Raw genomic sequence first — 26,498 nt, 5'->3', positions numbered from 1 at the left:
ATTTTTGGCAAAATATCTATGCCCTATACGGTATTCTGTTAATTGTACACTTGCTCTAGTTTGAATCTTTCTTAAAAGGTCGCGTTTGAAGGTCAAATTCATTGGCATGGGCTTTTAGTACAGAGCCCTGCGTGTACCAGTCACCCAAAACAATTCTCGTATATTCAACACCATTTTTGTCAAAATAATGTCTATTCGGGCGGTGAGTATGACCGTGAATCATCAGGTTGACGCCGTTTTGAGACATAACGCGCTCCACTTCGTCTTGGTTAACGTCCATGATGTCGAGAGACTTGGTTTTTTTGTCGTCTCGAATGTCTGATTGAACCTTAGCGACAATTCTTTTCTTAACGAACCAAGGAATACGATTAAACAGCCATTGTAGCCATGGCTTATGAACGGTTTTACGAAACTCTTGATATTTTACGTCGTCGATACAAAGCGTATCCCCATGAAGGATTACCACCTTTCGTCCATAGAGATCAATCGTACAAACGTCACTTAACAAGGTGATACCCGTTTCTTCACAAAAACGTTTGCCTAACAGAAAATCACGATTGCCTTGGATGAAAAAAACGGAAACACCAGAACGGGTTAATGCTTTGAATTCAGAGCGGATTTGGTCGGCAAAAGACGTTCTATCATCGTCGCCAACCCAAAATTCGAATAAATCGCCTAATACATACAGTGCGTCAGCATGGATCGCTTCCGATCTCATAAACGTGACGAAGCACTCCGTAATGTCCGGACGAGCAGGCGTGAGGTGTAGATCTGATATAAATAATGTCGTCATAAAAATAAGGGGAGGCGATGCCTCCCCACAAACTTATTTGTTAGTTCGAATCCGAGCGAATTACTCTTCGATTGTTGTACCAGTGATTACCACATCTTCTAGTGGTACGTCTTGGTGCATGCCGTAAGAGCCAGTGCTAACGCCTTTGATCTTGTTTACGATGTCCATGCCTTCAACAACTTCACCGAATACACAGTAACCCCAACCGTCTAGGCTTTCACTGCGGAAGTCTAGGAAAGTGTTGTTGTTCACGTTGATGAAGAACTGAGAGCTCGCGGAGTGCGGTTCCATAGTACGTGCCATAGCAAGTGTACCCACTTTATTGCTTAGGCCATTGTTTGCTTCGTTCTTGATTGGTGCACGAGAAGTTTTTTCACGTAGACCAGACTCCATACCACCACCTTGGATCATGAAGCCGTCAATAACACGGTGGAAAAGAGTGTTGTCGTAGAAACCGTCGCGGCAGTACTGAAGGAAGTTTGCGCTTGTCTCTGGCGCTTTCTCTTCGTTTAGTTGAATCTTGATGTCACCAAAATTAGTGTGAAGGGTGATCATGCTATTTTCCTTTACTGTGTTGTATTGAAGTTGGGATTCTAGCCTAAGTTATAACGCATGCAAAACTCAGGATCATGAAAATAAACGTTTTGTGCTTGAAGTTTAGCCGATTATCGTTTTATCCGTGAATTGCTATTACCTAATAAGGTTGGAGTTGATATACTCGGCTTAATTGTCATTCATTCACAATCATAGATAGAGATCATGTTAAAGATATATAACACACTCACAAGACAGAAAGAGGAATTCAAACCAATTACAGCTGGCAAAGTTGGCATGTATGTCTGTGGAGTTACCATCTACGATCTCTGTCATATCGGTCACGGTCGTACGTTTGTTTCTTTTGACGTCGTTTCTCGCTACCTACGTTACCTAGGTTATGATCTAACGTTTGTACGTAACATTACCGACATTGATGACAAAATCATCAAGCGTGCAGCAGAAAACGGAGAGTCTTGCGATTCACTGACTGAGCGTCTGATTGGCGAAATGCACGCTGACTTTGATGCGCTAAACATGAAGCGTCCTGACGTTGAGCCTCGTGCTACTCAGTTTATCGCTGAAATCATCGAGTTGGTTGAGAAGCTAATTGAACGCGGTTTTGCCTACGTTGCAGATAACGGCGATGTAATGTTTGAAGTAGGCAAATTTGATGAGTACGGCAAGCTTTCTAAGCAAGACCTAGAGCAACTTCAAGCGGGTGCACGTGTTGATATCGAAACAGCAAAACGCAGCCCTCTAGATTTCGTACTTTGGAAGATGTCTAAGCCAGGTGAACCAACGTGGGAATCGCCATGGGGAGCAGGTCGTCCAGGTTGGCATATTGAGTGTTCTGCAATGAACTCTTCAATTCTAGGTAACCACTTCGATATTCACGGCGGCGGCTCAGATCTTCAGTTCCCACACCACGAGAACGAAATTGCGCAATCATGCTGTGCACACGACACGCAATACGTGAACACATGGATGCACAGCGGCATGGTGATGGTAGACCGTGAGAAAATGTCTAAGTCTCTAGGTAACTTCTTCACTATCCGTGACGTTCTTGGTCACTACGATGCTGAGACGGTTCGCTACTTCCTAATGTCTGGTCACTACCGTAGCCAGCTGAATTACAGCGAAGATAACCTACATCAAGCTCGCGCTGCTCTGGAGCGTCTGTACACGTCTCTACGTGGTCTCAATTTAAACGCAGCACCAGCGGGTGGTGAAGAATACGTGACTCGTTTTACTGCCGCGATGAACGACGACTTCAATACGCCAGAAGCGTACTCAGTACTGTTCGACATGGCACGTGAAGTAAACCGTCTGAAGACAGAAAACGTAGAGAAAGCAAGCGAACTAGGTGCGCTGATGCGTGAATTGGCTGAAGTGATCGGTATTCTTCATCAAGATCCAGAAGCGTTCCTAAAAGGCGACGCAGGTAACGACGATGAAGTGGCTGAAATCGAAGCGCTAATCAAACTACGTAACGATTCTCGTGCATCAAAAGATTGGGCAAACGCAGACATGGCGCGTGATAAACTGACTGAAATGGGCATCGTTCTAGAAGACGGGGCGGAAGGCACAACGTGGCGTCGTAAATAACGATTCAATCTTAAAAAGGGGCTGATGATTCAGCCCTTTTCTTTACAAGCTTTTATAAATTCTAAACTTTAACGAAGGTAGTGCTCTGTGGCTCAGATGTATTTCTATTACTCGGCAATGAACGCGGGTAAATCGACAACTCTTCTTCAATCTTCTTTTAACTATCAAGAACGCGGTATGACGCCAGTGATTTTTACTGCTGCACTAGACGATCGCTACGGTATAGGAAAAGTGAGCTCTCGTATCGGTTTGCAATCAGACGCGCATTTGTTTCGTCCAGATACTAACTTGTATCAAGAGATTGCTAAGTTACACGGAGTCGAAAAGCGTCACTGTATTCTTATTGATGAGTGTCAGTTCTTATCGAAAGAGCAGGTTTACCAGCTAACAGAAGTGGTTGATAAACTGCATATCCCTGTACTTTGCTATGGTCTTCGTACCGATTTTCTTGGTGAACTTTTTGAAGGCAGTAAGTACCTGCTGTCTTGGGCTGACAAGTTGGTTGAGCTAAAAACCATCTGTCACTGCGGCCGCAAAGCGAACATGGTTATCCGTACTGATGAACACGGCGTTGCTATTAAAGAAGGTGATCAAGTCGCAATCGGTGGTAACGACCGTTACGTATCCGTTTGTCGCCAGCACTACAAAGAAGCGCTTGGTAAGTAAGCGAATCTAGATAAGAGAAAACCACCGAATTCGGTGGTTTTCTCTTATCTGGTTGTTGGCGATTGAGCGAAGGATTACGCTCGCCCAAACTCAAACATTTCTCGAAGTGCTTGGTAAGAGTATTCAACATGATCAGGAATTTCTTGCTCGGTTTGAAAACCTTTTTCTGGGTAGGTTTTTATGCGAGAAAAATCTTCCATCAAAGCTTCAAGCACCATCATCAATGGCATCTCTTCATTGATGTACTCAAAGAAAGGATGTGCGGTGGAAGTGACTTGAAGTTGTGAGTAAGACGACTGCCACTGTTTTTCAAAGGTTGCGATGGCACGTCTTTCCATAAATGGCTTTTGAACCAAAATCAGAGACTCACATTGAATCCCTTTTTCTTTCAATAGCTGCTCAGTGAAGCGGACGTTCTCTCCACTGTTACTGGATTGTGTCTCGACTAAAATCGCTTCACTTGGTACGCCAGCCAGCTTAGCGACTTCAGCTAAGGTTTCGGCTTCACTCTTCTCAAACAAGCCATCGGTAAAGCGACCTTCGCCACCAGAAAAGACAATCAATGGCGCAAGGTTTTGCTGATAAAGCTTGGCAGCATACTCAGCAACGCGTAGGTCATTGCTACACATAACAAACAAGCAATCGGCAGGTTTTACGTCATGCTTAAGCTGCATGTAATCCCACAAAATTTCGATGTGTTGATAAAGCTTCATAGTGCATCCAATGTTGATTTAAACTGAAATTGGTAACCAAGCTCGATGAGCTTGTCTGCGAGAATGCGCTTATCTGGCGTGTCTGTGATTGGCGGTAGGGCAATATCTAAATCATTTTTTGAAATTGCCGCTTGGTAAAATTCGGCTTTGCTGACGGTAGTAGGTGTCGTGGCATTCACGACGTCATTGTCGATGTTATTGAGAGCGAAAACCGTTGCTGCCACTGCGTCGTCTTGATGCAACATATTAGCTGGAGCATTGCTGCTGACTTGTTTAAGGCGCATGGCAAAGCGAGAAGGGTGGCGATCGGAACCAATCAGACCACTGCAACGAACGATGACATAGTCGATACCGGAATCAATCACGTATTGTTCGGCTTGCAGCATGATGCGTGCGTTGTCAGAAAAATGCGCATTGTTTTTTGCTAAGGCTAATGTCGCGTCTTCTTCTTTCATATCGACGGCAAGATTTGGATACACAGTGGTGGAACTGACCATTAAGACTTTGCCAACGCCATTTTCTTTTGCTGCCGAAACCAAGCGTTCCCATTGTAGAGCGTATTCATCCCCATTGCCTTGACGAAAGCCGGGAGGAAAGGTGCCGACAATGCACTCGATCTGGTATTGCGCGATGAGTTCTGAGAGCTGCTGTGCCGAATCTGATTCGTTGAGATCTAGCAGTGCAGTGCTGACGCAAGAAATGGGAAATTCGTCCAGTTTTGCTTGGCTACGGCGCGTCACCGTAACTTGATGCCCTTGATCCACTAATGTTTGTGCAATTGGCGTTCCTAGCCAACCTGCGCCTAAGATTAAAGTATTTGCCATCGGTTGTTCCTACTTTTGACCCTTATTGCGACTCAAACAGGGTTTGTAATTCTAATCTGGCTTGTTGGTGTAGGGGATCGGAGTGCCATTTCTGGTGTTGTATCAAATCGATGTTGACTTGCCATGCCAGTTTAGTGAATTGCTCACCAATTTTGATTAATGTATTGGGTGAATGCGATACCAAATGATTTGGAAGGAAGCACCAGCCCAACCCCTTATTTGCCAATTCTAATAAGATGTAATAATTATCAGCGTACCAGATTTCGGGGCTCAGCGCCTGATTGACGCCACTAGTATCAGAACTTTTTGAACGAATAACCAATTGCCTATGCTGCTTTAACTCGTCGATATGGCGAATCTTCTGCGTCGCTAAAGGGTGTTCTGTAGAGATAAATACGTCAAACCCAATATTGCCGAGATTTGAGAAGTCAATATTTTGTGGCATTTGCAGGTCGCTGAGAATGATGCCCGTCGTTGCACGGCCAGATTTTACGAGCTCGATGATGTCAGGGCTGGAGCCTGTCAAGCATTCAACTTGGATATACGGAAATTGTTGTTCCAAATTTTTGAGTGCTTGAGGAAGGTTAGTGAGCGGGATACCCTCATCAACGGCGAGGATGAACTGAGTCGCTTGTGGTGAAAACAATTGAGCGGCCTTGTTATTCAGTCGGTCGAGTTGGCTAATGGTCGCTAATGCGTAAGGCAATAGTTCATGACCTTTTGCAGTGAGCTTGGGGTAGCGCCCTGTTCGGTCAAATAAATCAACGCCACAGTCGAGTTCCATGTTCATAATATGTTGGCTCACGACAGATTGAGCTCGTCCGAGCTTACGTGCCGCTGCAGAAAAAGAGCCTACTTCAGAGGTCGCAACAAATGCTTGCAGTTGTTCAATGGTAAACATATCGTCTTTACCGATAGTATCTAACTATTACTTATCTTAATTGTAGATAAGCTACGCGTCATTGAGTAGGACTATTTAGGTAAAACATCATGGCTCGTAACGAACGTATCTTTCACGCTGTATTATTTGAACTGATTGCTTTGGCGATCATTGTTCCGGTTACATCTTTAATTACAGGGAAAGGATCGAGTGATTTGGCGATGGTGGGTATAGGTTTGAGTTTATACACCGTTGTTTGGAATTACATTTACAATTTGTACTTTGATAAATGGTTTGGTTCTAACCGTGAAGAAAGAAGCTTGGCGATGCGTATTGGTCACACGATTGGCTTCGAGGGGGGCTTAATCTTCATTACTATTCCAGTGATTGCATGGTTCTTGAAAATCACGCTATTGCAGGCGTTGGCGCTGGAAGCAGGCTTCCTGATTTTCTTCTTGTTTTATACAACAGGCTTTAATTGGGCATATGACAAGCTCCAACCATATGGAAAAATGAAAAAGATCATGGCGTAATATACGCACAATTCGATAGCGGAAAATAAAAATGCCACCGAATCCGGTGGCATTTTAGCGATTAGATGACAACGTTTATGCCGAGAGTACGCGGATAATTTTGTCTGCGTGTTCCGCGACTTCGATACCTTCATCAGTAAGGTAGCCACCATCAGGTTGCGTACATAACTGTTTAGCGTATAGACGTGCGACAGCCGCCTGCGCTTCTTCAGATGCATCTTTATGTACTTTAATGCCTGTTGCTGCACTGCTTAAGTCGAATTGAAGAAGTAGGTTCAACTCTGTAATGTGGTCAGCTGAATATTTCATAGGTAATTCCTTTGCTCTTTTTTATCCAAGCTAGACGGAAAAACAAAGATGAGCAACAGAAAAGCATGAGAAGTGTTAACTACCGCGCTATCGACACCATAGACAGCAGAAACTTTATTCGGTGGTAAACGTTTTAACTAAATACTGGTGATGATTAAGATAATAACCCATGGTTTAGTTTTATCTATTGCACTTACATCAACAACATTTTTCGTAAACATGAAAATAGCCCTTGAAAAAGTCTAGAAATGGAGCGATTATCCGCGCCTTGTTAATTGTTGCGAAATGTTACACTTTTATGAACTTCAATCAGTTTGATTCTCTATTACCACCACAGGCAGCTGAACGTGCGGCCGAAGTGGGGGTGGGCAAAGCGACTAAAGCTCCAATGAAGTCTTTTCTGCTGGCTATTTCTGCTGGTATCCATATTGGTATCGCTTTCATTTTCTTTACCACGGTAACAACAGGAGCCGGTGATTTACCATGGGGCATCACCCGCCTAATTGGTGGTCTGGCTTTTAGTCTTGGTCTTATTCTGGTCGTTGTAACAGGCGGCGAGCTGTTCACAAGTTCAGTTTTAACTCTGGTCGCCCGCGCCAGTGGCAAAATTTCATGGCAAACGTTGGTTAAGAACTGGTTTGTTGTTTACTTTGGTAACATGGTCGGTGCGATTTTACTTGTAGTGTGTATGTTGCTAACCAAGCAATACATGTTCGATAACGGGCAAGTAGGCTTAAATGCAATGGCGATTTCTCAGCACAAATTGCATCATGGTTTTATTCAAGCGGTTGCATTGGGTATAATGTGTAACGTTTTGGTTTGTATTGCCGTTTGGATGACATTCAGTGGTCGTACGCTAACCGACAAGATTGCAGTAATGATTCTGCCAGTTGCAATGTTTGTATCAGCAGGTTTTGAACACTGTATTGCGAACATGTTCCAGGTTCCGATGGCGATTGGTATTAAATACTTTGCACCAGAAGCGTTCTGGACAATCACTGGTGCAGATATTGCGAATTACGCGGATTTGAACATGACAGGTTTCCTATTGAATAACCTGTTGCCAGTAACACTGGGTAATATCATCGGTGGTGGTGTTTTTGTTGGCATGTGGTACTGGATGATCTACCTGCGTGATGAAGACAAATACCTGAAATAATTTTCAACAAAGGCAAGCCAATGAGCTTGCCTTTGTTTTATTCCGTCACTCCAATTCTTCATTGACACCAACATCTCTTGGAATCCAAAGGTGAGTAACCTGATCGGGCTCTTGTATTCGCCAGTCTAATAGTGAATTCTCTGAGGCTTTTGAGCTCATTTCTACGCTAAGTATATTATTCATAACTGAGTGCTCCCTATGTGCTTAACATAGAGACTAGAGCATAAAAATGGCGAGTAAATGTTCAATTCATGACGGATTGATGTCTAAAAATTACGCACCAAATTGAACCACTATGATTTTGGTTGCCTCTCTCTTCTTATGGTTATCCACATTTTCTGTGGATAACCTGTCTCAAAGATCGTGAGTATCTTTTTCAACAGAGAAAATTTCATAAAATAAGTGACTTATGTGTTCAGTTCTTGTTCAGCTTAGAAGCTAATTTTTGTTGATAAACGTCACTTTTATTCGACCTTCTTTGGTCTGCACATAATGCAGCGTCATCTCGAGGCAAATCACAACTGAAACGCAAAGCATGACGAAAATGGCTAACATGATGATCAGTTGATATTTGATGGCAATCATAGGATTTGATCCAGCAAGAATTTGTCCGGTCATCATTCCGGGAAGGGTGACTAAGCCCGTTGTTGCCATGGAGGCGAGTATTGGTGCAAGAGACTTTCTTATTGCCTCTTGAACAAAGGGAAAGGAAGCATACTTAGGTGTCGCACCAAGGGAAATGGCAGCTTCGTATTCACTTTTACGTTGTTCAAAAGCACTGAAGAGGTTTTGTAGAGCAACAATATTGCTGCTTAAGCTATTGCCTAGCAGCATGCCAGCAAGGGGGATAATGTATTGGGCATTGTAAAAGGGCTCAGGTCTAATTAACCCTATGGTGGTTATCATTAGTAGTGGCAGAAGACTTAGCGTTAAAGCCGTAATTAGAGGAAGCATTAACGGATATTTGGGTAAGTTTGTTTTGTCGATAATTGAGCTTGCACCGACCACGATCATGACCGCAAGCCATAATGTGTTAATAAGAAGACTGTTAAGCTGAAATAGATATTCTAAGTACATGCCAACAAGTACGAGCTGTAAGGTCATGCGAATCACACTGATGGCCGTTGTTTTCGCAATCCCGAGTTTATAGCGAACGTTAATGGCGAGTGGAATCAATAGAATTGAACTGAAAAGCAGGAGTTCTAGCCATGCAATATCTACTACTGAATTCATAAAGCCTCCTTAAATCAATGCACTAAATCATAATGGATTGTGTTTGGCTTCTGAACTACTAAGGTTTGATATTTCATAAATTCCGGCCAGAGAAATTATAGTGTAATTGCTACATTGCAGAAGCATTTTGATTACATATGTTTGTGTTTGGATGAAAAAAGAACGATTTAGAGGCCCGAAAAAATCCACTGCAATGTAATCAAAGTTGAGAAAGTGTTGTATCTTTAACAAGGCTGCAAAAGACTTATATTTTCACATTTATTAACATTTGTTAATAAGAAATATCAATCAAACACATCTTTGGATGAACTCAAAAAAGTACTGAATAACAAGGCTTGAAGGGTCGGATTTAATTGAACCTTAGTATCAGTATGGTCTAACATTTTCCAATAGAGATTGTAAAAAACTTAAGCTTGCTAGCGTGGGCTTTTCATGACACTAGATACAAAATAGGCAAATGTATGAGTGATGTTAATAAAATTGAGAGTGGTGAAAAACGCTCATTGGAGTGGAAATCATTCCTCTTCATTGCGGTTGTTCTCTTTCCTATCCTAAGTGTGGCATTCGTAGGTGGTTACGGATTTATTGTTTGGGCACTGCAAGTGTTCTTCTTTGGGCCTCCTGGTGCGCATGGCATGTAAGCCACTGAGCTCATTTCCACACTTTTGAAAAGATTTTAAGAGAGCAAATAATGAAATCATTAATCATTAAACTGTGGCGTACGATGACGCGCCCGGCAGTTCATATCAGCCTAGGTGTGCTGACTATGGGCGGTTTCATCGCTGGTGTGATTTTCTGGGGTGGTTTTAACACTGCTCTGGAAGCGACCAACACGGAAGAATTCTGTATAAGCTGCCACACAATGCGTGACAACGTGTATGTTGAACTGCAAGACACGGTTCACTGGAAAAACCACTCTGGTGTTCGTGCTACTTGCCCTGATTGTCACGTTCCACATAACTGGACAGATAAAATTGCACGTAAGATGCAGGCTTCTAAAGAAGTTTATGCACAAATTTTCGGCAATTATGATGAACCTGGTGTTTTTGAAGAACGCCGTATTGAACTTGCAAAACATGAATGGGATCGTTTCTCTGCAAACAAATCTCAAGAATGTAAAGATTGCCACAACTATGATTCAATGGATTTCGAGCAAATGTCTCCAACTGCTCGTATCCAAATGAAGCAAGCGGCAGAAAAAGATCAAAGCTGTGTGGATTGTCACAAAGGTATCGCGCATAACCTACCTGCAGGTATGGATAGTATCGGCGGTATTGTTGGCGATCTAGAAGCTCTTGCTTCAAACACCAATTATGATGTTGGTCAAACGTTAGTGAGTGTTCGTCACCTTCCAATTTACTTCGACGACAAAGGCGAGAAAGAAGCAGGCCTTCTTAACCCAGCCTCTACCGTGAAAGTGATTGCTGATAAAGGCGACTTCGCAGAAATCGAAATTGATGGCTGGCGTAAAGCGAAAGGCTTTGGTCGTGTAATTCAAGCTGATTTTGGTAAGAACATTGCAGTTGCATCTCTACTTAAAGATGCATCAACAGACACCAACGTAGTGACTATTGGCGAGAAAAAAGTGGATGAGCTGACTGGTCTTCCTTGGGAAAAAGTGGCAGCGAAAGTATGGATTAGGAAAGAATCTATGCTGAACGACATCACGCCTGTATGGGAAAAATCACAAGAAGCATACAAAACAAACTGTTCAGTATGTCACACTCAACCAGCTGAAGCGCACTTCGATGCGAATACTTGGCCTGGAATGTTCGACGGTATGCTTGCGTTCGTTAACCTAGATACAGACAGTGAAGCACTGATCTTGAAATATCTACAGATGCACTCTTCAGATTTTGCTGAAGGCCACCATTAATACATACGCGTCGGATGGAGTAATTTTAGATGGCAATTACACGAAGAAGTTTTCTTAAGGGCGTAGCAACAACGAGTGCAGCGTCAGTAATCGGTCCTAGCCTGTTAGCGTCAGCTTCTGCTAGTGCTGCAGAGAGCACGGGTACTTGGAAAGTAACAGGTTCTCACTGGGGCGCATTCCGCGCCCATATTTACGCAGGTAAAGTTCAAGAGATCAAACCGCTAGAGTTGGATAAGAACCCAACAGAAATGTTAAACGGCATCAAGGGTATTATTTACAGCCCATCACGTGTTCGTTACCCAATGGTTCGTCTAGATTGGTTGAAAAAACACAAGTACAGCGCAGAAACGCGCGGTAACAACCGTTTCATCCGTGTGACTTGGGACGAAGCATTAGACTTGTTTTACCGAGAGCTAGAACGTGTTCAGAAAGATTACGGTCCATGGGCTCTACATGCTGGTCAGACGGGCTGGAACCAAACGGGTTCGTTCAACAACTGTACGGCACACATGCAGCGCGCAGTAGGTATGCATGGCAACTTCATCACTAAAGTCGGCGATTATTCGACAGGTGCAGGTCAAACCATTTTACCTTACATACTTGGCTCAACAGAAGTTTACGCACAAGGCACGTCTTGGTCTGAAATTTTGGAACATGCAGATAATATTGTTATCTGGGCTAATGATCCTGTGAAAAACCTCCAAGTCGGTTGGAACTGTGAAACGCACCAATCTTATGCATATTTAGAGCAATTGAAGGAAAAAATCGCGAAAGGTGAGATCAACGCAATCTCAGTCGATCCGGTTAAAAACAAAACGCAAAACTACCTGAACACTGACCACCTTTACATCAACCCGTTAACAGACGTAGCATTTATGCTTGCTGTAGCGCACGTGCTGTACAACGAAGACCTATACGATAAGAAGTTTATCGAAACTTACTGTCTAGGCTTTGAAGACTTTATTAAGTACGTTCAGGGTGAGACAAAAGACAAAGTCGTTAAAACGCCTGAGTGGGCAGCAGAGATTTGTGGCGTTAAAGCGGATAAAATACGTGAATTCGCGCGCATGCTGGTTAACGGTCGTACTCAAATCCTGATGGGGTGGTGTATTCAGCGTCAAGAGCACGGTGAACAACCATACTGGGCAGCAGCAGTTTTGGCTGCCATGGTTGGTCAGATTGGTCTGCCTGGCGGTGGTATCTCTTACGGTCATCACTACTCAAGTATCGGTGTTCCTTCGACTGGTTTCGCGGGCCCTGGTGGTTTCCCTCGTAACCTAGATACAGGTATGAAGCCGAAGTGGGATAACAACGACTTTAATGGTTACAGCCGCACTATCCCAGTAGCGCGTTGGATCGACTGTTTGATGGAACCAGGTAAAGAGATCCGTTACAACGGTGGTAAAGTAAAACTTCCTGACTTCAAGATGATGGTTATCTCGGGTTGTAACCCGTGGAGTCATCACCAAGATCGTAACCGTATGAAGCAAGCATTCCAGAAGCTTCAAACAGTGGTAACGATTGAGTTCGCTTGGACTGCTACATGTCGTTTCTCTGACATCGTGCTTCCGGCATGTACTCAGTGGGAACGTAACGATATCGACGTTTACGGTTCATACTCGAACAAAGGTCTGATCGCAATGCACCGCTTAGTGGATCCTCTGTTCCAATCTAAGCCAGACTTCCAAATCATGAGTGAACTGACTCAACGCTTTGGCCGTCGTGACGAATACACGCGTGGTATGAGCGAAATGGAGTGGATCCAAAGCCTGTACAACGAATGTAAGAAAGCGAACGAAGGTAAGTTTGAAATGCCAGAATTTGCGGAGTTCTGGGAGCAGAGCGTACTCGACTTTGGTGAAGGTAAGCCGTGGGTTCGCCATGCGGACTTCCGTGAAGATCCAGAAATTAACCCACTGGGTACACCTTCTGGGTTTATCGAGATTACATCGCGTAAGATCGGTCGTTACGGTTACGAACACTGTCAGGAATACCCAATGTGGTTCGAAAAGACCGAACGTTCACACGGTGGTCCTGGTTCAGATAAGCATCCGTTCTGGCTACAATCTTGCCACCCGGATAAGCGCTTGCACTCTCAGATGTGTGAATCGGATGAGTTTCGTGCAACTTACACAGTTCAAGGCCGTGAGCCGGTATACATCAACCCTCTTGATGCCAAAGAAAAAGGCGTCAAAGATGGTGATTTGGTACGCGTATTCAACGATCGTGGTCAGCTTCTTGCTGGTGCTGTACTTACTGACAACTATCCACGTGGCGTGGTTCGTATCCAAGAAGGTGCATGGTATGGTCCTCTGAATGCAAAAGTCGGCGCTATTGATACTTATGGCGATCCAAACACACTAACATTGGATATTGGTACATCTGAGCTTGCTCAGGCGACTTCTGCGAACACCTGTATCGTAGACTTCGAGAAATTCACTGGCAAAGTTCCACCAGTGACGTCATTCGGTGGTCCAATTGAAGTTGCATAATTTGCCTACTAAGTTTTAAACGAAATACCAGCCTTCGGGCTGGTATTTTTTTAGCTAAAATCTTTATGAGAATTCTCTCAATAACCGAGTTGTTTGCTATCACCAAATATAGATTCGTGATGTTCATAACGAATTGGATTACAGAAGCGGAGGATAATGAAGAAAACAACATCATAATAGTGAGTAGATTCTCAATGGCGCAAACCTTTCAATTTGCCAATAATACCGAAATTACGTTACTCGATCATGATCTCCAGATCGAAGTGGTTGGTAACCAAGCACACTTTTCGTTTGCAGGTGTGCACAACAAAACCTTCACTAACCGTGAAGTGTTGTTCGAAATGCCTTTCCTTTATGAGCATGGCGCAACCGTTATTGGTGACGGTTTTCAAATGCTAGCCCAAACCTCGGGTACCATTTCTCAACCCATCGATATTGGCCGTTGTCCAGACAACAACGCTGCTTATCGCATCTATCCTGCACATGCGCCGAAGCGTTACTACAACTATTTGGTTGTTGAAGATGCATCAGGGTATACCTTGTTTGGATTTACCACGTGTCGTCGCTTTGCTGGTTATTTTGAAGTTCAGAAGATCGGTGAAGATTGGGTACTTTCGGCAGCGATTGACGGAGAACAGACGCAAGTGTCAGAGTGGGAGAACAACACGCTTGAGTCGGTAGCCGTTTTGCGTGGTCACTCGTTGTATCACCTGTATCAAGAGTACAGTGAGATGATTACAGCGCATCATCCAGTACGTAAAGGTGTAACTCAAGATGCGCCAATTGGTTGGTGTTCTTGGTATGCGTATTATGCAGAGGTGACCGAAAATAACGTCCTAGAAAACGTTGAGTGTATGCAAGATAGCCTTGCAGATCTGGAATGGGTTCTTCTAGATGATGGCTACCAAGTATTTATGGGTGATTGGTTAACACCATCTGACAAGTTTTCAGGTGGGGTGAAAGAGCTGATTCAGAACATCCGTACAAAAGGTAAAAAGCCCGCTATTTGGATGGCTCCTTTTATCGCTCAACCTGAGTCTGAGATCTTCAGGACACATCCAGATTGGTTCGTTCGACATGAAGATGGTTCATTACTTAAAGCAGAAGACGTAACATATAGTGGCTGGCGATGTACGCCTTGGTATATTCTTGATACTTCAAATCCTGAAGTTCAAGATCATCTCACACACGTTGTGTCTGTGATGAGAGATGAGTGGGGGGTTGAGCTGTTTAAACTCGATGCAAACTACTGGGGCACGCTAAAAGGTAAGCGTAGTCAATCTGGTGTTACTGGCGTAGAAGCTTACCGTATGGGAATGGAAGCTATCGCTAAGGGGGCAGGGGATGCCTGGCTATTGGGCTGTAATGCGCCAATGTGGCCATCGTTGGGCTTAGTCGATGCGATGCGTGTTTCTGATGATGTAGAGCGTCATAACCACCGTTTTGAGCAAATCGCCAAAGAAACCTTTTTCCGTAGCTGGCAACATCGTAAGCTGTGGCAAATTGATCCAGATTGCGTGACACTGGTCTCCTTGCCGAATCAAGCTGCCTCACGAGAAGATTATCATTTTCATCGTAATGCACTTCTGGCCTGTGGTGGTTTGTTGCTTTCAGGTGACCCATTACCAGAAGTTACGCCTTTCGCAAGCAAAACCCTATCTAAGCTGATGCTGCGTCAGCGGCGTAATCAAGAAGCAGCTAAGTTCACAGCATTAAGCCTGAACCATGCGTTTTTGTCGTTAACTGCTAAGAATGATCTGCATTGTTTATTTAACTATGGGAACAATGACGCAACAGAGTTTACCTTAATCGCTGAGCAGCCGACAGATTGGTACGATTTTTGGACAGGTGAAAAACTGAACCAAGAACCATGTAAATTGCTGTTAATCAGTGTTGATAAAGGGTTAAACGCCAGAGCGATCGTGACGGCGTAAATTTGAAGTGGCGTAATGTGGTATCGTTTAAAGGTACCACATTCCTTACAATCGGTGACGTTTACTTTTCTTCGTGTCAAACTCCTCCAAATCAGGTAAAGTATCGACCTTTGTGAGCAAACTCGCTTCCTCGGTGTAATTCACTATGCAATTCACCCTATTAGGAAGCCATCAAATTGACTTGAATAGGAAGAAACATGATTCTAGTTGTAGGTCATAAGAACCCAGACAGTGATAGTATTTGTAGTGCACTAGTTGCAACTGAACTTCTAAAGGCGCGTGGCGTTGAAGCAATGCCAATTCGCCAGGGCGAAATTAACCGTGAAACTCAGCACATCCTAGAAGTAGCTGGCGCAGAAGTTCCTGAGCTGCGTACTTCAGTTGCTGGCGAAACTGTTTGGCTAGTAGACTACTCAGATCTAGCGCAAGCACCAGACGACATCGCTGAAGCTGAAATCGCGGGTATCGTTGACCACCACCGTCTAGGTGACGTGATGACAGTGAACCCAATGGAAGCATGGATCTGGCCTGTTGGCTGTACTAACACAGTACTATTCAACATGTTTAAAATTGAAGGTCACGAGATCAAGCCTCAAATCGCTAAGCTAATGATGTCAGCTATCCTTTCTGACACAGTAGGTTTCGCTTCTCCAACTTGTACTCAAAAAGACAAAGATGCTGTTGCTGAGCTAGCGGCTATCGCAGATGTACAAGACGTTGATGCATTCACTAAAGATCTTCTAATTGCTAAGACAAACATTGAAGGTCTATCAGCGGCTGAGCTTGTTGAAAAAGACCTTAAAGGTTACCCGTTCAACGGACGTGATGTGGTCGTTGGTCAGGTTGAACTTGCGACTCTTGATCAAGTTGACGGCATGATCGAAGCACTAGAAGCTGATCTTGAAGTACGTTGTGCAAACGACGACCTAGCGTTTGCTGCTGTGATGCTAACAGATATCACTACAGCTCAAACTCGTCTTCTTTACAAAGGTGAGTGGGCTGAGAAACTTGTTAAGCACGAGAAAGACGGCATGCTAATGATGGAAAATACACTAAGCCGTAAGAAGCAAGGTTGGCCTTGGCTTCAAACTGAGCTTGTGTAATTTCATTATTACCAACGTATACTGTAAATGCCCGCCAATAGGTGGGCATTTTTCTATGGGAATAGGAGATGAATATGTCTGAAGCGTTAACCCAAGAGCAAATGGACACCATCAATCGCTACAACGAAGAGCAGCGCTTGAAATACTGTGTGAAAGAGATTGTAGCTAACCGCAAGGTGTGGATTCTGAAAGATGAGCACGGCTGCGTGATGCTAAACACAGAAGATGACGATTGTGTACCAGTGTGGCCAAACGAAGAGTTTGCACAGCAATGGGCGACAGGCGACTGGGAAGAGTGTCAGCCAGAAGCTATCTCTTTGAACAAATGGCACAGTCGCTGGACTTCAGGTCTAGAGGACGATGAGCTGTCTGTTGTGATTTTCCCAAACCAGAGTGAAGAAGGCGTAGTGCTGTTTCCGGACGAGTTTGACTTTGAACTGCGAAAACAAGCAAGCCGTCGCTAGGTTCTAAAAAAAGCCTGCGATGTTGCAGGCTTCTTCGTTTCTAATGCTTACCTATACTAATGGGTTGGCGCTTTGTAAAAGTGGCTATTAACTAAGCGTTGTGTGATCGGGTGCTGCGGGTTGGTTAAAACTTGGTTCGTCTCACCAAACTCCACCACCTCCCCTTCATGCATGACCATCACTTTATCTGTGATGTGCTTTACAATACCAATGTGCTGAGATACGTAGACAAATGACAAGCCCATTTCTTCTTGCAGTTCTAAGAACAGGTTGATGATCTGTGAACGCATCGCCATATCCAAACCATTTAGCGCTTCATCGGCCACGATAATCGATGGTTGAAGTATTAATGCACGAGCCAAACATACGCGCTGCTTTTGACCGGCAGCAAGCATTTGGGGATAGAAGTAGGCGTGTTCAGGCAGTAATCCGACTCGTAGTAAAGTATCCTTCACCCGTTTTATGCGCGCATCTGGTGGCATGCTGGTGTTTCGCTTTAGAGGTCCTTCCAAAATACGACCGATTTGAATGCGTGGATTCAACGAGGTATTAGGATCTTGAAAAATCATGCGGATAAGCTTACAACGTGTTGAGTAATCTTTGTGTTCTAAACGTTCACCGTTCACTCGAATTTCTCCGGAACTAGGTTCAACCACGCCTGCCAACATACGCGCAAGGGTTGATTTTCCTGAACCATTCTGGCCAATAAAGCCGATAGTTTGCCCAGGTTCCAAAGTAAAACTAACGGGCTTAACTGCCTCTTTAATCTTGCGCTTAAACAGTCCGGAGCGCGTGACAAATAGCTTCGATAGGTTATCGACTTCAAGCAACGCACTCATGAATGTTTCTCCGTATTAAGTGGAAAGTGGCAGCTAAACTTATGGCTTTTAATGTGTCTAGTGTGTGGGATCTCTACGCACTGCTTTTGAGCATAAGGACAACGAGGGCCTAAACGACAGCCAATAGGCAGATGCTGCAATGGAGGGATAGACCCTGGGAGTGATTGCAGTTTTTGCTTGTGTGGGATCCAATCATTAAAATCAGGCATCGCTTTAAGTAAAGCAGAGGTATACGGATGCTTCGGAGCCTTAATGATTTTGGCTGTGTTTGCTGATTCAACCGACTGACCGCAGTACATGACGGTAATTCGAGTCGCCCATTGGGTAATGGTCGTTAAATCGTGACCGATCAGTACAATCGTGGTGTTGTTTAGCTGGTTCATTCGGCTAAGTAGACGCAGGATCTGTGATTGAGTAATCGGATCAAGGTCGTTGGTGGGCTCATCTGCGATCAAGATTTTTGGCTTGGTAGCAATCGCCATGGCAATCATTACCTTTTGGCACTCTCCATCGGTAAGCTCGTAAGGGTAGCTTGCCATCAAACGTTTATGATCTTTTATCCCAACTTTATGCAGTAGGGCTATAGCTTGTTTTTTACGCCACTTGAAGCGTTCCCACCATTTGCCTTCAAAAGCGCGCGAAGGGATTGATTCGATTAGCTGTTTACCCACTTGTTCGGAGGGATCTAAACATGTAGAGGGCTCTTGAAAAATCATAGCGATATCGCGCGCAATTACACGTCGACGCTCTTTCGGAGTTAACTGAAGGAGATCGATATTACCAAGACGCATTCGGTCTGCACTAACTTTCCAATTTTCTTTGCAAACGCCGACAATGGCTTTTGCGACGAGACTCTTACCGGACCCAGATTCTCCCACTAAACCACGGATCTCACCTTCGTTTAGAGTGATGCTCATGCGATCTACCGCTTTCACTAAACCCTGTGGTGTTTCGATTTCAATGGTTAAGTGTCGAATATCTAATAATGGCATTATTCGATCCCCGCATTAAGCGCTTGACGTACACCTTCACCTACTAAGTTTAGGACAACGACAGTAAACATTATGGTTAGACCTGGCAAGGTGACGGTCCAAGGGGCAATGTAAATGAGTTCCACAGAGTCACCCAAAATTGCGCCCCACTCAGTACTTGGTGTTTGAGCGCCTAGGCCGAGGAAGCCAAGCGCAGTGATATCCAAAATGGCCATAGATAAAGCCAAGGTTATTTCTGCGGCAATGACCGTCAGAATATTGGGTAGAATCGAGTTCCACAATAAGTAGAAGTCGTTCGCACCATCTAAACGCGCGGCCATTATGTAGTCTTTTTCTACCTCAGTGTGTACAGCAATATAAACGGAACGAATAAACCGGGGTATCAAGGCCAAGCAAATTGCCAACAAGATATTAAACTCACTAAAGCCAAGGAAAGCGACGAAAATGATCGCCAGTAATAGTGATGGTATCGACATCACGGTATCGAGAAGGTGGTTTAAAATACTTGAAAGCAGACCTCGGGTCATACCTGCTAGGACACCAATCACACAGCCAATCAAAGCGGCAATCGCAGTAATAATCACTGCCGCACCAAAAGTCAGTTGTGAGCCTGTAATTAAGCGAGAGAGGATATCTCGCCCTAAATCATCAGTTCCTAAAAAGTAGTCAACCGTGCCTGCAGGTGCCCAAGATGGCGGTACAAGGAGTTCGCCCGATTGTGCTTGGGGATCGTATGGTGCAAGTAGGGGGGCAAATATCGTGACGAAAAGAATCAAAATGAGGCACCAAAGCCCAAACATAGCCAAACTGTTTACACGGTAACTTCGCCAGAATCGCTCGAATTGAGTGGGAATGCGCTCTTCCTGATAAATGTTATTTGTTAGCATACCATTCCTTTCTTACTAGCGGATTAATCATGGCACCAATCAGATCCGAAAGAATGTTGGCGGTTAATACGAGCGTGGCCAATACCATAACACCAGCTTGGATGGACGCGTAATCTTGATTTGACAGTGCGTCTAAAAGCCAACGACCAATACCTGGCCAGTTGAAAATTGATTCAGTAATGATGGCTAACGTGATCATACTAGAAAGCTGAACTCCAACTTTGGGAACGATCGGCGGAATCGCGTTGCGTAGTACATGCTGCATCACGATTTCTCGGTTGGACAAACCTTTGATACGTGCAGCACGAATATAGTTTTGACTCATTACCTCAGCAACCGATGCGCGCATCATGCCAATAACTTGCGTTGTTGGTGTGAGTGCAAGCACCAAACACGGTAGCATCATATGCTCGATAACACTTTGTAGGGCATGAGCTCGGTATTCACCCTTCGACATAAAAGCATCAATGATGGCAAAGCCTGTTACGTGGTCAATTTCGTACAGTAGATCGTAGCGTCCAGCGACGGGGAATAGGTGATATTGCAGGGAAAATACCATGATCAGCATTAGGGCTACCCAGAAAATAGGAGCGGAGTAACCCGACATCGATACGAATGAAATACTGGTATCTAACCATTTACCTTGTTTCATCCCTGCAATAGTACCCAGTGGGATACCGACAAGTAGTGAGATAACAAAAGCGAAAAAGCACAGTTCTAATGTCGCAGGAAATACAAGCGCGAGTTCTTCATAAATAGGGATGCCACTTTTACTCAATCCAAAGTTGAGTCTAGAAAGCTCTATTAGGTAGCTATTCCAACCAGACCAAAATGCCACGTTCGCCCAGTGAGAGGTGGGATCTAAACGTAAGAGAGAGAACCCCACTAGAGTGAGGATCAATAAGGTGATGAAAAATAAATTAAATCGTCGAATTGCGTACCCAAACATCAGTGTATTCTCTCAACGTTATCAAATGGTTGTGCATTGAAAGGGCTTGATTTAAAACCTTTTAACGACTTATTGTGAACGCGAAATTGCACGCCGTGAGCTAATGGAATAACAGGAAATTCCTCATTTAGAATATTTTGTGCTTGGCGATACAGGTTTAAACGATAACGTGGTTCTTGTGTTTCTAACGCCAGATCCAACAAAAAGTCGAAGTCTTCGTTGCACCACATCGAAACATTTAAGCCAATGCGTTCTGATTCGCAAGAAAGTAACGGACGGAAAAAGTTATCAGGATCGCCAGTATCACCAATCCACCCCGTTAGCAGTAAATCAGCATCATTTATTGATTCAAGTTGGATTCGCTCGAAACGGTCGTCAGTAAGTATTTGGAGTTGAACACCAATGTCAGCAAAATTTGATTGGATCAACTCGGCCGTTTTACGAGGACTTGGATTAAAGGCTCGTGGCTCTAATGGTACCCAAATGGTGAGTTGCAGTCCTTTTCCATAGCCAGCTTCTCGCAGCAATGCTAACGCATAGTTACGATCATAGCGGATTTTTATGCTGTCTTTTTGATATGCCCAAGAGTTAGGTGGCAATAGGGTATAAGCTTGGGTCCCTGTTCCATAGTAAACCGAATCTAGAATATTTTGGCGGTTAATGGCCAGATTCAATGCCTGACGGACACGCGCATCCCGAAGGGCTGGGTGACTGGTGTTAATCGCAATAAAAGAGACATTATTCGCCGGAGTGGCATCTAGCTCAAGTTGTTCGCTTTCATTAATAATTGGAATCTGACTAGAGATAGGAGAGGTCAACACATCGCACTCATTCCTAAGTAATTTTGCAAGTGTACCCGTACCACGGTGTGATATATCAAACACGACTTGCTTCATTTTCGCAGCTGATTTCCAATAACCTGAGTGGCGCTCTAAACGAATTAAATCGTTCGCTTGATACTCTTTTAATTTAAAAGGCCCTGTACCTATCGGCAATTGGTCAATCTTTGATTTTTCATCTTGTGCAATGAGTTGCGTTCCGTATTCCGATGAAAGCACGACAGCATGACTGGTGGCGATGTTAGACAAAAATGCGAAATTTGGTTGAGCCAGAATAAACTTCACTGTGTTGTCATCTATCGCGATAACATCGAGCAGCAAGGTTTGGAAGTCCAAGCTGGAAAACCATGGATAAAAACCACCACCGACATTATGAAATGGATGGTCTACATCAATGATTCGCTTAAAGCTGAATACCACATCTTGGGCGCTTAATGTTCGCGTTGGCTTAAACCAAGGCGTGGTTTGAAAGTGCACGCCGCGCTTTAGTTTGAACGTGTACTCAGTGCCAGCTTGGTTGACAGTCCAGCTTTCGGCAAGATTTGCGGTTGGTTGATGAGATTCAGGATCGAGCGTTAGCAGCGTATCGTACAACTGTGGGCTCAGGGCTTCAGCCGTAATGCCACTGTCAATCAGTTGAGGATTAAACGTACTTGGTTTGCCGTGCCCACAAAACACAAATCTATTCTCACGAATATCATTGTGATCGATTTCTTCACCACAAGCGGTGAGTAAGCTAATACCGATAAGGCTCAGCGATAGTCTTATAAAAGCTTTCATAATATGAAATGGTCATTGGATCTTGCTTGTACCGCAGAGATAAATCGATGGAGTGACAAGCGAAAATGATCCCGCTAATTTATCATCTTTAGCAACTCGCTCCAAACATAAAATCTTTGCGACGCATGGTGTTAGATCAAATTAGCGCATCAATTGCCTACGTTGACCAAATTTGCCCCTTAATTACTTCTCTGTGTTAAGTGAAGCATAGCTTTTCTCATTTTAGCGAGTATGGAAATATATGGGTTAACTCTGTCCTACTAAACAGTACTTTCTTACCATACCTCGTAATTGGTGATAGCTAAGTCCCAGAAGCTCCGCCGCTTGACGTTGGTTAAATTTCGCCTCTTCTAGCGCTTGGGTGAGTAGGTTGATGTCTTGCTCTTCTTGCCATTGTTTGTAATCTAACGGGAAGCAAATAGGCGTGATTTGCGGTGTGCTTTCTTGCTCTAGGTCTTCTCTTTCCGCAGTGTGCCCGAGAGCGTTGTCCCAATGTGTTTCAAATGGGTTGAAGATTAAACGATCGATTGGATCTGCGTTTAGCCCATGTTGATAGATGGCACGCTCAACGACATTCTTTAGTTCTCGAACGTTACCCGGCCATTCGTAATCCAGCAGTGATTGCTGGGCTCGTTCTGTAAAGCCAACAAAGTATTCCAATTGTAACTCTCGGCACATTTTGATCGCGTAGTGCTGAGCGAGGGAAAGAATGTCTTCTTTACGCTCACGTAAAGGAGGAAGCATAATGACGTCAAAGGCTAAACGATCAAGTAAGTCTGCGCGAAAGTCTCCTTGTTTGGCCAATTGTGGCAGATCGGCATTGGTTGCACAGACCAGACGCACATCCGCAGTCAGGGCTGTGTGCCCTCCAACACGTTCGTATTCACCATATTCAATAACGCGCAATAATTTTTCTTGGACCAATAGCGGAGCGGTCGCTAATTCATCAAGAAACAGCGTGCCACCTTCTGCGCGCTCGAAACGTCCTTTGTGTTTTCCCTTCGAACCTGTGAAGGATCCGGACTCGTGACCAAAAAGTTCTGAATCAATCAAACCTTCGCTCAATGTGGCACAGTTCAGGGAAAGCAGTGGTTTATCCCAACGTTTTGATAAATAGTGTAAACGTTGTGCGATAAGTTCTTTACCCGTTCCTCGTTCTCCTATGATAAGCACCGGGCGTTCGATTGGCGCGAGCTGCGATACTTTATCTAATGCGCCAAGAAAAGCGGGCGATTCACCAATGAGGTTTTGCTTCATAAAGTCCTTCTTATTTTCTATCTGGCCATAAGTTACCGTATTGAAGTTGGTGAAATTTACCAACTGTTGGTAAAAAACATCATAGCATATCGGTGTACAACAACAACAACATACTTAAGTTATTGTTTTAAAAAGATAAGTAAAGTTGGCACGTAACTTGTTATATGTAAAGGGAGACGCAAGGTAAATTACCACCTTGTCGAGTTTAAATAGGAAAAAAAGAGGAGTTCCGTTATGGGTATTTTTTCTCGTTTTGCAGATATCGTTAACTCAAACATCAGTGCATTGCTAGACAAGGCGGAAGATCCTGAAAAAATGATCCGTCTTATTATTCAAGAAATGGAAGATACACTTGTAGAAGTACGTACTAACTCGGCTAAAGCGATTGCAGACAAAAAAGAGTTGGCACGTAAGGTTGAAGCACTGGAAGACCAAATCACTGAGTGGGGACACAAGGCAAGCCTTGCTTTGGTAAAAGAACGCGAAGACTTGGCACGCGCAGCCTTGATCGAAAAGCAGAAGCTTGAGCAAGTGATTAAAGGCCTCCACACTGAGCAAACTCTAGTTGAAGAGACCATCACGAAGTTGACAGGTGAGATTGGGAAGTTAGAGAATAAAATTGCTGAGACTCGTGCAAAACAACAAGCACTTTCTATCCGTAATCAAACCGCATCGAATCGCAGAGATGTCCAAAAACACTTGCACGCAAGTCGCACGAGTGAAGCGATGGCAAAATTTGATCAATATTCACGAAAAATTGATGAAATGGAAGCAGAAGCCGATTTGTATGCTAAAACAGGTAATGCTAAGTCACTAGATCAAGAGTTTGCTGAGCTGCAAGCACAAGATGAAATTGAAAAAGAGTTGGCAAAACTGAAAGAACAGATGTCATCGAACGATAAATAGGAGAGGGGCCATTTATGTCGACATTTTTTATTACTGGACCATTGATTGTCTTTTTAATCTTTGTCGCTCCACTATGGCTCTTCTTACACTATCGCAGCAAGCGCAAAGCAGATAGTGCGCTGTCGAGCCAAGATCTAGATCGCCTTCAGGCACTGTCTGAAAAAGCCGACTCAATGCAGTCTCGAGTTGAAACATTGGAGCGTATTTTAGACGCAGAATCACCAACGTGGAGACGTAAATATGAGTAAACGAGAGCTGTATCGAGATCCAGTGAATGGCAAAATTTCTGGCGTGTGCGCCGGAATTGCAAATTACTTTGGTGCGGAAGTTTGGTTGATTCGGATTGTTGTGATTTCTGCGGCTTTGTTGGGGGGAACGTTTTTAGTATTACTTGCTTACGTGGCGATGACCTTCATGCTAGAGAAGGAACCTGTCACGTACACAGAGAATATTAAGTCTCGGCAAGAGCACACTCTGAAAAGTAAGCCTTGGCAAAGAGGGCAAAGTCCTGATCAGCTTCTCTGCGTACTTGAAAGTGATTTCGCACAGCTCGATAGCAAAATCCGTATGATGGAAGCTTACGTGACATCAGATACATATCGAGTTAACCGAGAGTTTAATAAACTGTAGTTAGCCTACATGAAAGGCCGATAACGCAGTGGAAATAACCAACAAACGCTGCCCAAAGGGTTCGAGCTAGGCGTCCCCCTCCGAACAAAATGTAACCGCGAAAGATAAACAGACCCTAATATCTTGATTGTAATAAAGCAGACGTTGGTCTGCTTTTTTTTACAAATGTCTAATTTGTAAGTAAATTAACTGCAATTGTTATGGAAGTATGAATTTAATTCATCTACCTTTAGGGTAATAAATAAAGGATAAATGGATGAATTCAAATGAGAAAAGCGCTCATTCCTATTGCCGCAATCACGATATTGGTTGGATGTGGTAAAGAGCTCCCTCCGGTCCCTGAACCCGAGTCTCGCCCTGCCAAGCTCTTTACCGTCTCTGTTGGCAACGCCCAGTTTGAACGCCAATTTCCTGCTACAACAGAAGCTGGAGATCGAGCCGTGTTGGCTTTCCGTGTTCCAGGTTTACTTCAATCTATTGACGTAAACGCTGGGCAAGCCGTCAATAAAGGGGATGTGTTAGCCACGCTCAATCCCGACGAATATACCCTCCTTGAAAGGCAAGCCAGAGCAAATTTCATGCTCGCAGATGTTCAATACAAACGTTATAAGAAACTCAGTAAAGACAAAGTGGTTTCTGAACAAGATTTTGATCGCGCCAAAGCAAACCATAATTCAGCTAAAGCACAATGGGACCAAGCAAAAGCGCACTTAAGGTACACCAAACTAGTCGCCCCTTATGATGGTACGATCTCTTACCTACCTGCCGAAAATCATGAATATGTGGCTGCGAAAGCAGGGGTCATGAACATTCAAACAAACCAGGTGTTGAAAGTTATTTTTCAGTTGCCTGACCATTTGTTGACCCGTTTTTCTCAAGGTGCAGATGCTTCTGCATCCATGACATTTGATGCGTTTCCCGAACAAGCTTTTGAACTTACTTTTCAAGAAATAGACACCGAAGCCGATCCTAAAACCGGAAGTTACAAGGTGACAATGGTAATGGCGCGCCCAGAAGACATTGGTATTCTTCCTGGTATGTCAGGTACTGCACATCTGGTCTCTGCAAATGCGAGTGCAACTAAGATCCCTGACTCTGCATTATTTGAGCAGGAGGGTAAAACGTATGTATGGCGCGTTAATGACCAAGGCCTTATTGAGAAAGCAGTGGTGACGTTAAACGAGAAACAGCAAGTAATTGAGGGATTAGAGGACGGTGATCAAATCATTATTTCCGGCGTCAACGCGATTGAACCTGGTATCAAAGTGCGAGAATGGATTAAAGAACGAGGATTGTAA

27 protein-coding genes are annotated in these 26,498 nt (G+C 44.0%); 14 read left to right on the top strand and 13 right to left on the bottom strand.

All coding sequences use genetic code 11. From position 1 onward, the window contains the following. Nucleotides 1-55 precede the first annotated feature (55 nt). Nucleotides 56-793 carry a UDP-2,3-diacylglucosamine diphosphatase gene (gene lpxH, locus AK966_RS00835; RefSeq protein WP_099080565.1) on the bottom strand — a complete coding sequence of 246 codons (738 nt, stop codon included), beginning with the start codon at nucleotides 791-793 and terminating at the stop codon, nucleotides 56-58. A 60-nt stretch (nucleotides 794-853) separates the two neighbouring features. Beyond that, the gene (locus AK966_RS00830; RefSeq protein WP_119463360.1) at nucleotides 854-1,348 is read right to left on the bottom strand and encodes a peptidylprolyl isomerase; all 495 of its coding nucleotides are present in this window, start codon (nucleotides 1,346-1,348) and stop codon (nucleotides 854-856) included. Between the two features lie 204 nt (nucleotides 1,349-1,552). On the opposite strand from AK966_RS00830, the gene cysS reads away from it, so the two are divergent. Then, on the top strand, nucleotides 1,553-2,935 hold the full coding sequence (gene cysS, locus AK966_RS00825) for a cysteine--tRNA ligase (protein ID WP_119463359.1): 1,383 nt from the start codon (nucleotides 1,553-1,555) through the stop codon (nucleotides 2,933-2,935). Nucleotides 2,936-3,022: 87 nt separating this feature from the next. Then, nucleotides 3,023-3,601: a thymidine kinase gene (locus tag AK966_RS00820; RefSeq protein ID WP_119463358.1), complete on the top strand. Its 579-nt coding sequence runs from the start codon at nucleotides 3,023-3,025 to the stop codon at nucleotides 3,599-3,601. A gap of 74 nt (nucleotides 3,602-3,675) precedes the next feature. Here AK966_RS00820 and AK966_RS00815 read toward each other — a convergent pair whose 3' ends face one another. Genes AK966_RS00815 through AK966_RS00805 form a run of 3 tightly spaced genes read right to left on the bottom strand, consistent with a single transcriptional unit; the run spans nucleotide 3,676 to nucleotide 6,039 of the window. Beyond that, a complete protein-coding gene (locus AK966_RS00815) occupies nucleotides 3,676-4,314 on the bottom strand; it encodes a YdcF family protein (protein WP_119463357.1) in 639 nt (212 codons plus the stop codon). Further along, nucleotides 4,311-5,138, bottom strand: a complete 828-nt coding sequence (locus AK966_RS00810; protein ID WP_099080570.1) for an NAD(P)H-binding protein — start codon at nucleotides 5,136-5,138, stop codon at nucleotides 4,311-4,313. Before AK966_RS00810 ends, AK966_RS00815 begins: the two co-directional genes overlap by 4 nt. A gap of 22 nt (nucleotides 5,139-5,160) precedes the next feature. Further along, nucleotides 5,161-6,039, bottom strand: a complete 879-nt coding sequence (locus tag AK966_RS00805) for a LysR family transcriptional regulator (RefSeq protein WP_099080571.1) — start codon at nucleotides 6,037-6,039, stop codon at nucleotides 5,161-5,163. A gap of 89 nt (nucleotides 6,040-6,128) precedes the next feature. Between AK966_RS00805 and AK966_RS00800 the strand changes: the two genes are divergently transcribed. Further along, a complete protein-coding gene (locus tag AK966_RS00800; RefSeq protein WP_119463356.1) occupies nucleotides 6,129-6,551 on the top strand; it encodes a PACE efflux transporter in 423 nt (140 codons plus the stop codon). A 75-nt stretch (nucleotides 6,552-6,626) separates the two neighbouring features. On the opposite strand, the gene AK966_RS00795 is transcribed toward AK966_RS00800, so the two are convergent. Then, nucleotides 6,627-6,860 carry a TIGR02647 family protein gene (locus AK966_RS00795; RefSeq protein WP_099080573.1) on the bottom strand — a complete coding sequence of 78 codons (234 nt, stop codon included), beginning with the start codon at nucleotides 6,858-6,860 and terminating at the stop codon, nucleotides 6,627-6,629. 298 nt (nucleotides 6,861-7,158) lie between these two features. Here AK966_RS00795 and focA point away from each other — a divergent pair, with 298 nt between their 5' ends. After that, on the top strand, nucleotides 7,159-8,019 hold the full coding sequence (focA, locus tag AK966_RS00790) for a formate transporter FocA (RefSeq protein ID WP_099080593.1): 861 nt from the start codon (nucleotides 7,159-7,161) through the stop codon (nucleotides 8,017-8,019). A 438-nt stretch (nucleotides 8,020-8,457) separates the two neighbouring features. On the opposite strand, the gene AK966_RS00785 is transcribed toward focA, so the two are convergent. Then, on the bottom strand, nucleotides 8,458-9,252 hold the full coding sequence (locus tag AK966_RS00785; RefSeq protein WP_099080575.1) for an ABC transporter permease: 795 nt from the start codon (nucleotides 9,250-9,252) through the stop codon (nucleotides 8,458-8,460). A gap of 461 nt (nucleotides 9,253-9,713) precedes the next feature. On the opposite strand from AK966_RS00785, the gene torE reads away from it, so the two are divergent. The 6 genes from torE to AK966_RS00755 all read left to right on the top strand — a co-directional run bounded on the left by torE (nucleotide 9,714) and on the right by AK966_RS00755 (nucleotide 17,121). Further along, on the top strand, nucleotides 9,714-9,893 hold the full coding sequence (gene torE, locus AK966_RS00780) for a trimethylamine N-oxide reductase system protein TorE (protein WP_005450728.1): 180 nt from the start codon (nucleotides 9,714-9,716) through the stop codon (nucleotides 9,891-9,893). A gap of 50 nt (nucleotides 9,894-9,943) precedes the next feature. After that, complete coding sequence (gene torC / locus AK966_RS00775) at nucleotides 9,944-11,128, top strand: pentaheme c-type cytochrome TorC (RefSeq protein WP_119463355.1); 1,185 nt, start codon at nucleotides 9,944-9,946, stop codon at nucleotides 11,126-11,128. Between the two features lie 29 nt (nucleotides 11,129-11,157). Beyond that, nucleotides 11,158-13,620, top strand: coding sequence for a trimethylamine-N-oxide reductase TorA (gene torA / locus AK966_RS00770; protein ID WP_119463354.1), 2,463 nt, complete (start codon nucleotides 11,158-11,160; stop codon nucleotides 13,618-13,620). A gap of 194 nt (nucleotides 13,621-13,814) precedes the next feature. Beyond that, nucleotides 13,815-15,554, top strand: coding sequence for a glycoside hydrolase family 36 protein (locus AK966_RS00765; protein ID WP_099080578.1), 1,740 nt, complete (start codon nucleotides 13,815-13,817; stop codon nucleotides 15,552-15,554). 197 nt (nucleotides 15,555-15,751) lie between these two features. After that, nucleotides 15,752-16,657 (top strand): manganese-dependent inorganic pyrophosphatase, encoded by a 906-nt coding sequence (locus tag AK966_RS00760; RefSeq protein WP_119463353.1) that lies wholly within the window; start codon nucleotides 15,752-15,754, stop codon nucleotides 16,655-16,657. A gap of 74 nt (nucleotides 16,658-16,731) precedes the next feature. Further along, nucleotides 16,732-17,121: a DUF2750 domain-containing protein gene (locus AK966_RS00755; protein WP_099080580.1), complete on the top strand. Its 390-nt coding sequence runs from the start codon at nucleotides 16,732-16,734 to the stop codon at nucleotides 17,119-17,121. Nucleotides 17,122-17,177: 56 nt separating this feature from the next. Here the strand turns inward: AK966_RS00755 and AK966_RS00750 are convergent, their stop codons facing one another. The 6 genes from AK966_RS00750 to pspF all read right to left on the bottom strand — a co-directional run bounded on the left by AK966_RS00750 (nucleotide 17,178) and on the right by pspF (nucleotide 23,664). Next, on the bottom strand, nucleotides 17,178-17,960 hold the full coding sequence (locus AK966_RS00750; RefSeq protein ID WP_099080581.1) for an ATP-binding cassette domain-containing protein: 783 nt from the start codon (nucleotides 17,958-17,960) through the stop codon (nucleotides 17,178-17,180). Next, nucleotides 17,957-18,952, bottom strand: coding sequence for an oligopeptide/dipeptide ABC transporter ATP-binding protein (locus tag AK966_RS00745; RefSeq protein ID WP_099080582.1), 996 nt, complete (start codon nucleotides 18,950-18,952; stop codon nucleotides 17,957-17,959). The genes AK966_RS00750 and AK966_RS00745 overlap by 4 nt, the downstream gene beginning before the upstream one ends. Continuing rightward, on the bottom strand, nucleotides 18,952-19,839 hold the full coding sequence (gene sapC / locus AK966_RS00740) for a putrescine export ABC transporter permease SapC (protein ID WP_119463352.1): 888 nt from the start codon (nucleotides 19,837-19,839) through the stop codon (nucleotides 18,952-18,954). The genes AK966_RS00745 and sapC overlap by 1 nt, the downstream gene beginning before the upstream one ends. After that, nucleotides 19,826-20,788, bottom strand: coding sequence for an ABC transporter permease subunit (locus AK966_RS00735; RefSeq protein ID WP_099080584.1), 963 nt, complete (start codon nucleotides 20,786-20,788; stop codon nucleotides 19,826-19,828). Before AK966_RS00735 ends, sapC begins: the two co-directional genes overlap by 14 nt. After that, entirely contained in the window at nucleotides 20,788-22,407 is a 1,620-nt protein-coding gene (locus tag AK966_RS00730; RefSeq protein ID WP_099080585.1) for an ABC transporter substrate-binding protein, read from the bottom strand. Before AK966_RS00730 ends, AK966_RS00735 begins: the two co-directional genes overlap by 1 nt. A 246-nt stretch (nucleotides 22,408-22,653) precedes the next feature. Continuing rightward, nucleotides 22,654-23,664 (bottom strand): phage shock protein operon transcriptional activator, encoded by a 1,011-nt coding sequence (gene pspF / locus AK966_RS00725; protein WP_119463351.1) that lies wholly within the window; start codon nucleotides 23,662-23,664, stop codon nucleotides 22,654-22,656. 234 nt (nucleotides 23,665-23,898) lie between these two features. Between pspF and pspA the strand changes: the two genes are divergently transcribed. The 4 genes from pspA (at nucleotide 23,899) to AK966_RS00705 (ending at nucleotide 26,498) form a co-directional block, all read left to right on the top strand. Further along, nucleotides 23,899-24,570 carry a phage shock protein PspA gene (gene pspA, locus AK966_RS00720; protein WP_099080587.1) on the top strand — a complete coding sequence of 224 codons (672 nt, stop codon included), beginning with the start codon at nucleotides 23,899-23,901 and terminating at the stop codon, nucleotides 24,568-24,570. A 14-nt stretch (nucleotides 24,571-24,584) separates the two neighbouring features. Then, nucleotides 24,585-24,818, top strand: coding sequence for an envelope stress response membrane protein PspB (pspB, locus tag AK966_RS00715; RefSeq protein WP_099080588.1), 234 nt, complete (start codon nucleotides 24,585-24,587; stop codon nucleotides 24,816-24,818). Further along, nucleotides 24,811-25,200, top strand: coding sequence for an envelope stress response membrane protein PspC (gene pspC / locus AK966_RS00710; RefSeq protein ID WP_099080589.1), 390 nt, complete (start codon nucleotides 24,811-24,813; stop codon nucleotides 25,198-25,200). Before pspB ends, pspC begins: the two co-directional genes overlap by 8 nt. A gap of 266 nt (nucleotides 25,201-25,466) precedes the next feature. Further along, nucleotides 25,467-26,498, top strand: a complete 1,032-nt coding sequence (locus AK966_RS00705) for an efflux RND transporter periplasmic adaptor subunit (RefSeq protein ID WP_119463350.1) — start codon at nucleotides 25,467-25,469, stop codon at nucleotides 26,496-26,498.

The organism is Vibrio sp. PID23_8, from assembly GCF_003584965.1.
Taxonomy (GTDB): Bacteria; Pseudomonadota; Gammaproteobacteria; order Enterobacterales; family Vibrionaceae; genus Vibrio.
Note: the sequence above shows the minus strand (reverse complement) of the source record. Positions and strands in the feature narration are given on the sequence as shown.

Bases quoted from the DNA above. Each gene is read 5' to 3' on its own strand.
- lpxH (WP_099080565.1), bottom strand. From the start codon at position 793: ATGACGACATTATTTATATCAGATCTACACCTCACGCCTGCTCGTCCG.
- AK966_RS00830 (WP_119463360.1), bottom strand. From the start codon at position 1,348: ATGATCACCCTTCACACTAATTTTGGTGACATCAAGATTCAACTAAAC.
- cysS (WP_119463359.1), top strand. From the start codon at position 1,553: ATGTTAAAGATATATAACACACTCACAAGACAGAAAGAGGAATTCAAA.
- AK966_RS00815 (WP_119463357.1), bottom strand. From the start codon at position 4,314: ATGAAGCTTTATCAACACATCGAAATTTTGTGGGATTACATGCAGCTT.
- AK966_RS00810 (WP_099080570.1), bottom strand. From the start codon at position 5,138: ATGGCAAATACTTTAATCTTAGGCGCAGGTTGGCTAGGAACGCCAATT.
- AK966_RS00805 (WP_099080571.1), bottom strand. From the start codon at position 6,039: ATGTTTACCATTGAACAACTGCAAGCATTTGTTGCGACCTCTGAAGTA.
- AK966_RS00800 (WP_119463356.1), top strand. From the start codon at position 6,129: ATGGCTCGTAACGAACGTATCTTTCACGCTGTATTATTTGAACTGATT.
- AK966_RS00795 (WP_099080573.1), bottom strand. From the start codon at position 6,860: ATGAAATATTCAGCTGACCACATTACAGAGTTGAACCTACTTCTTCAA.
- focA (WP_099080593.1), top strand. From the start codon at position 7,159: ATGAACTTCAATCAGTTTGATTCTCTATTACCACCACAGGCAGCTGAA.
- AK966_RS00785 (WP_099080575.1), bottom strand. From the start codon at position 9,252: ATGAATTCAGTAGTAGATATTGCATGGCTAGAACTCCTGCTTTTCAGT.
- torE (WP_005450728.1), top strand. From the start codon at position 9,714: ATGAGTGATGTTAATAAAATTGAGAGTGGTGAAAAACGCTCATTGGAG.
- torC (WP_119463355.1), top strand. From the start codon at position 9,944: ATGAAATCATTAATCATTAAACTGTGGCGTACGATGACGCGCCCGGCA.
- torA (WP_119463354.1), top strand. From the start codon at position 11,158: ATGGCAATTACACGAAGAAGTTTTCTTAAGGGCGTAGCAACAACGAGT.
- AK966_RS00765 (WP_099080578.1), top strand. From the start codon at position 13,815: ATGGCGCAAACCTTTCAATTTGCCAATAATACCGAAATTACGTTACTC.
- AK966_RS00760 (WP_119463353.1), top strand. From the start codon at position 15,752: ATGATTCTAGTTGTAGGTCATAAGAACCCAGACAGTGATAGTATTTGT.
- AK966_RS00755 (WP_099080580.1), top strand. From the start codon at position 16,732: ATGTCTGAAGCGTTAACCCAAGAGCAAATGGACACCATCAATCGCTAC.
- AK966_RS00750 (WP_099080581.1), bottom strand. From the start codon at position 17,960: ATGAGTGCGTTGCTTGAAGTCGATAACCTATCGAAGCTATTTGTCACG.
- AK966_RS00745 (WP_099080582.1), bottom strand. From the start codon at position 18,952: ATGCCATTATTAGATATTCGACACTTAACCATTGAAATCGAAACACCA.
- sapC (WP_119463352.1), bottom strand. From the start codon at position 19,839: ATGCTAACAAATAACATTTATCAGGAAGAGCGCATTCCCACTCAATTC.
- AK966_RS00735 (WP_099080584.1), bottom strand. From the start codon at position 20,788: ATGTTTGGGTACGCAATTCGACGATTTAATTTATTTTTCATCACCTTA.
- AK966_RS00730 (WP_099080585.1), bottom strand. From the start codon at position 22,407: ATGAAAGCTTTTATAAGACTATCGCTGAGCCTTATCGGTATTAGCTTA.
- pspF (WP_119463351.1), bottom strand. From the start codon at position 23,664: ATGAAGCAAAACCTCATTGGTGAATCGCCCGCTTTTCTTGGCGCATTA.
- pspA (WP_099080587.1), top strand. From the start codon at position 23,899: ATGGGTATTTTTTCTCGTTTTGCAGATATCGTTAACTCAAACATCAGT.
- pspB (WP_099080588.1), top strand. From the start codon at position 24,585: ATGTCGACATTTTTTATTACTGGACCATTGATTGTCTTTTTAATCTTT.
- pspC (WP_099080589.1), top strand. From the start codon at position 24,811: ATGAGTAAACGAGAGCTGTATCGAGATCCAGTGAATGGCAAAATTTCT.
- AK966_RS00705 (WP_119463350.1), top strand. From the start codon at position 25,467: ATGAGAAAAGCGCTCATTCCTATTGCCGCAATCACGATATTGGTTGGA.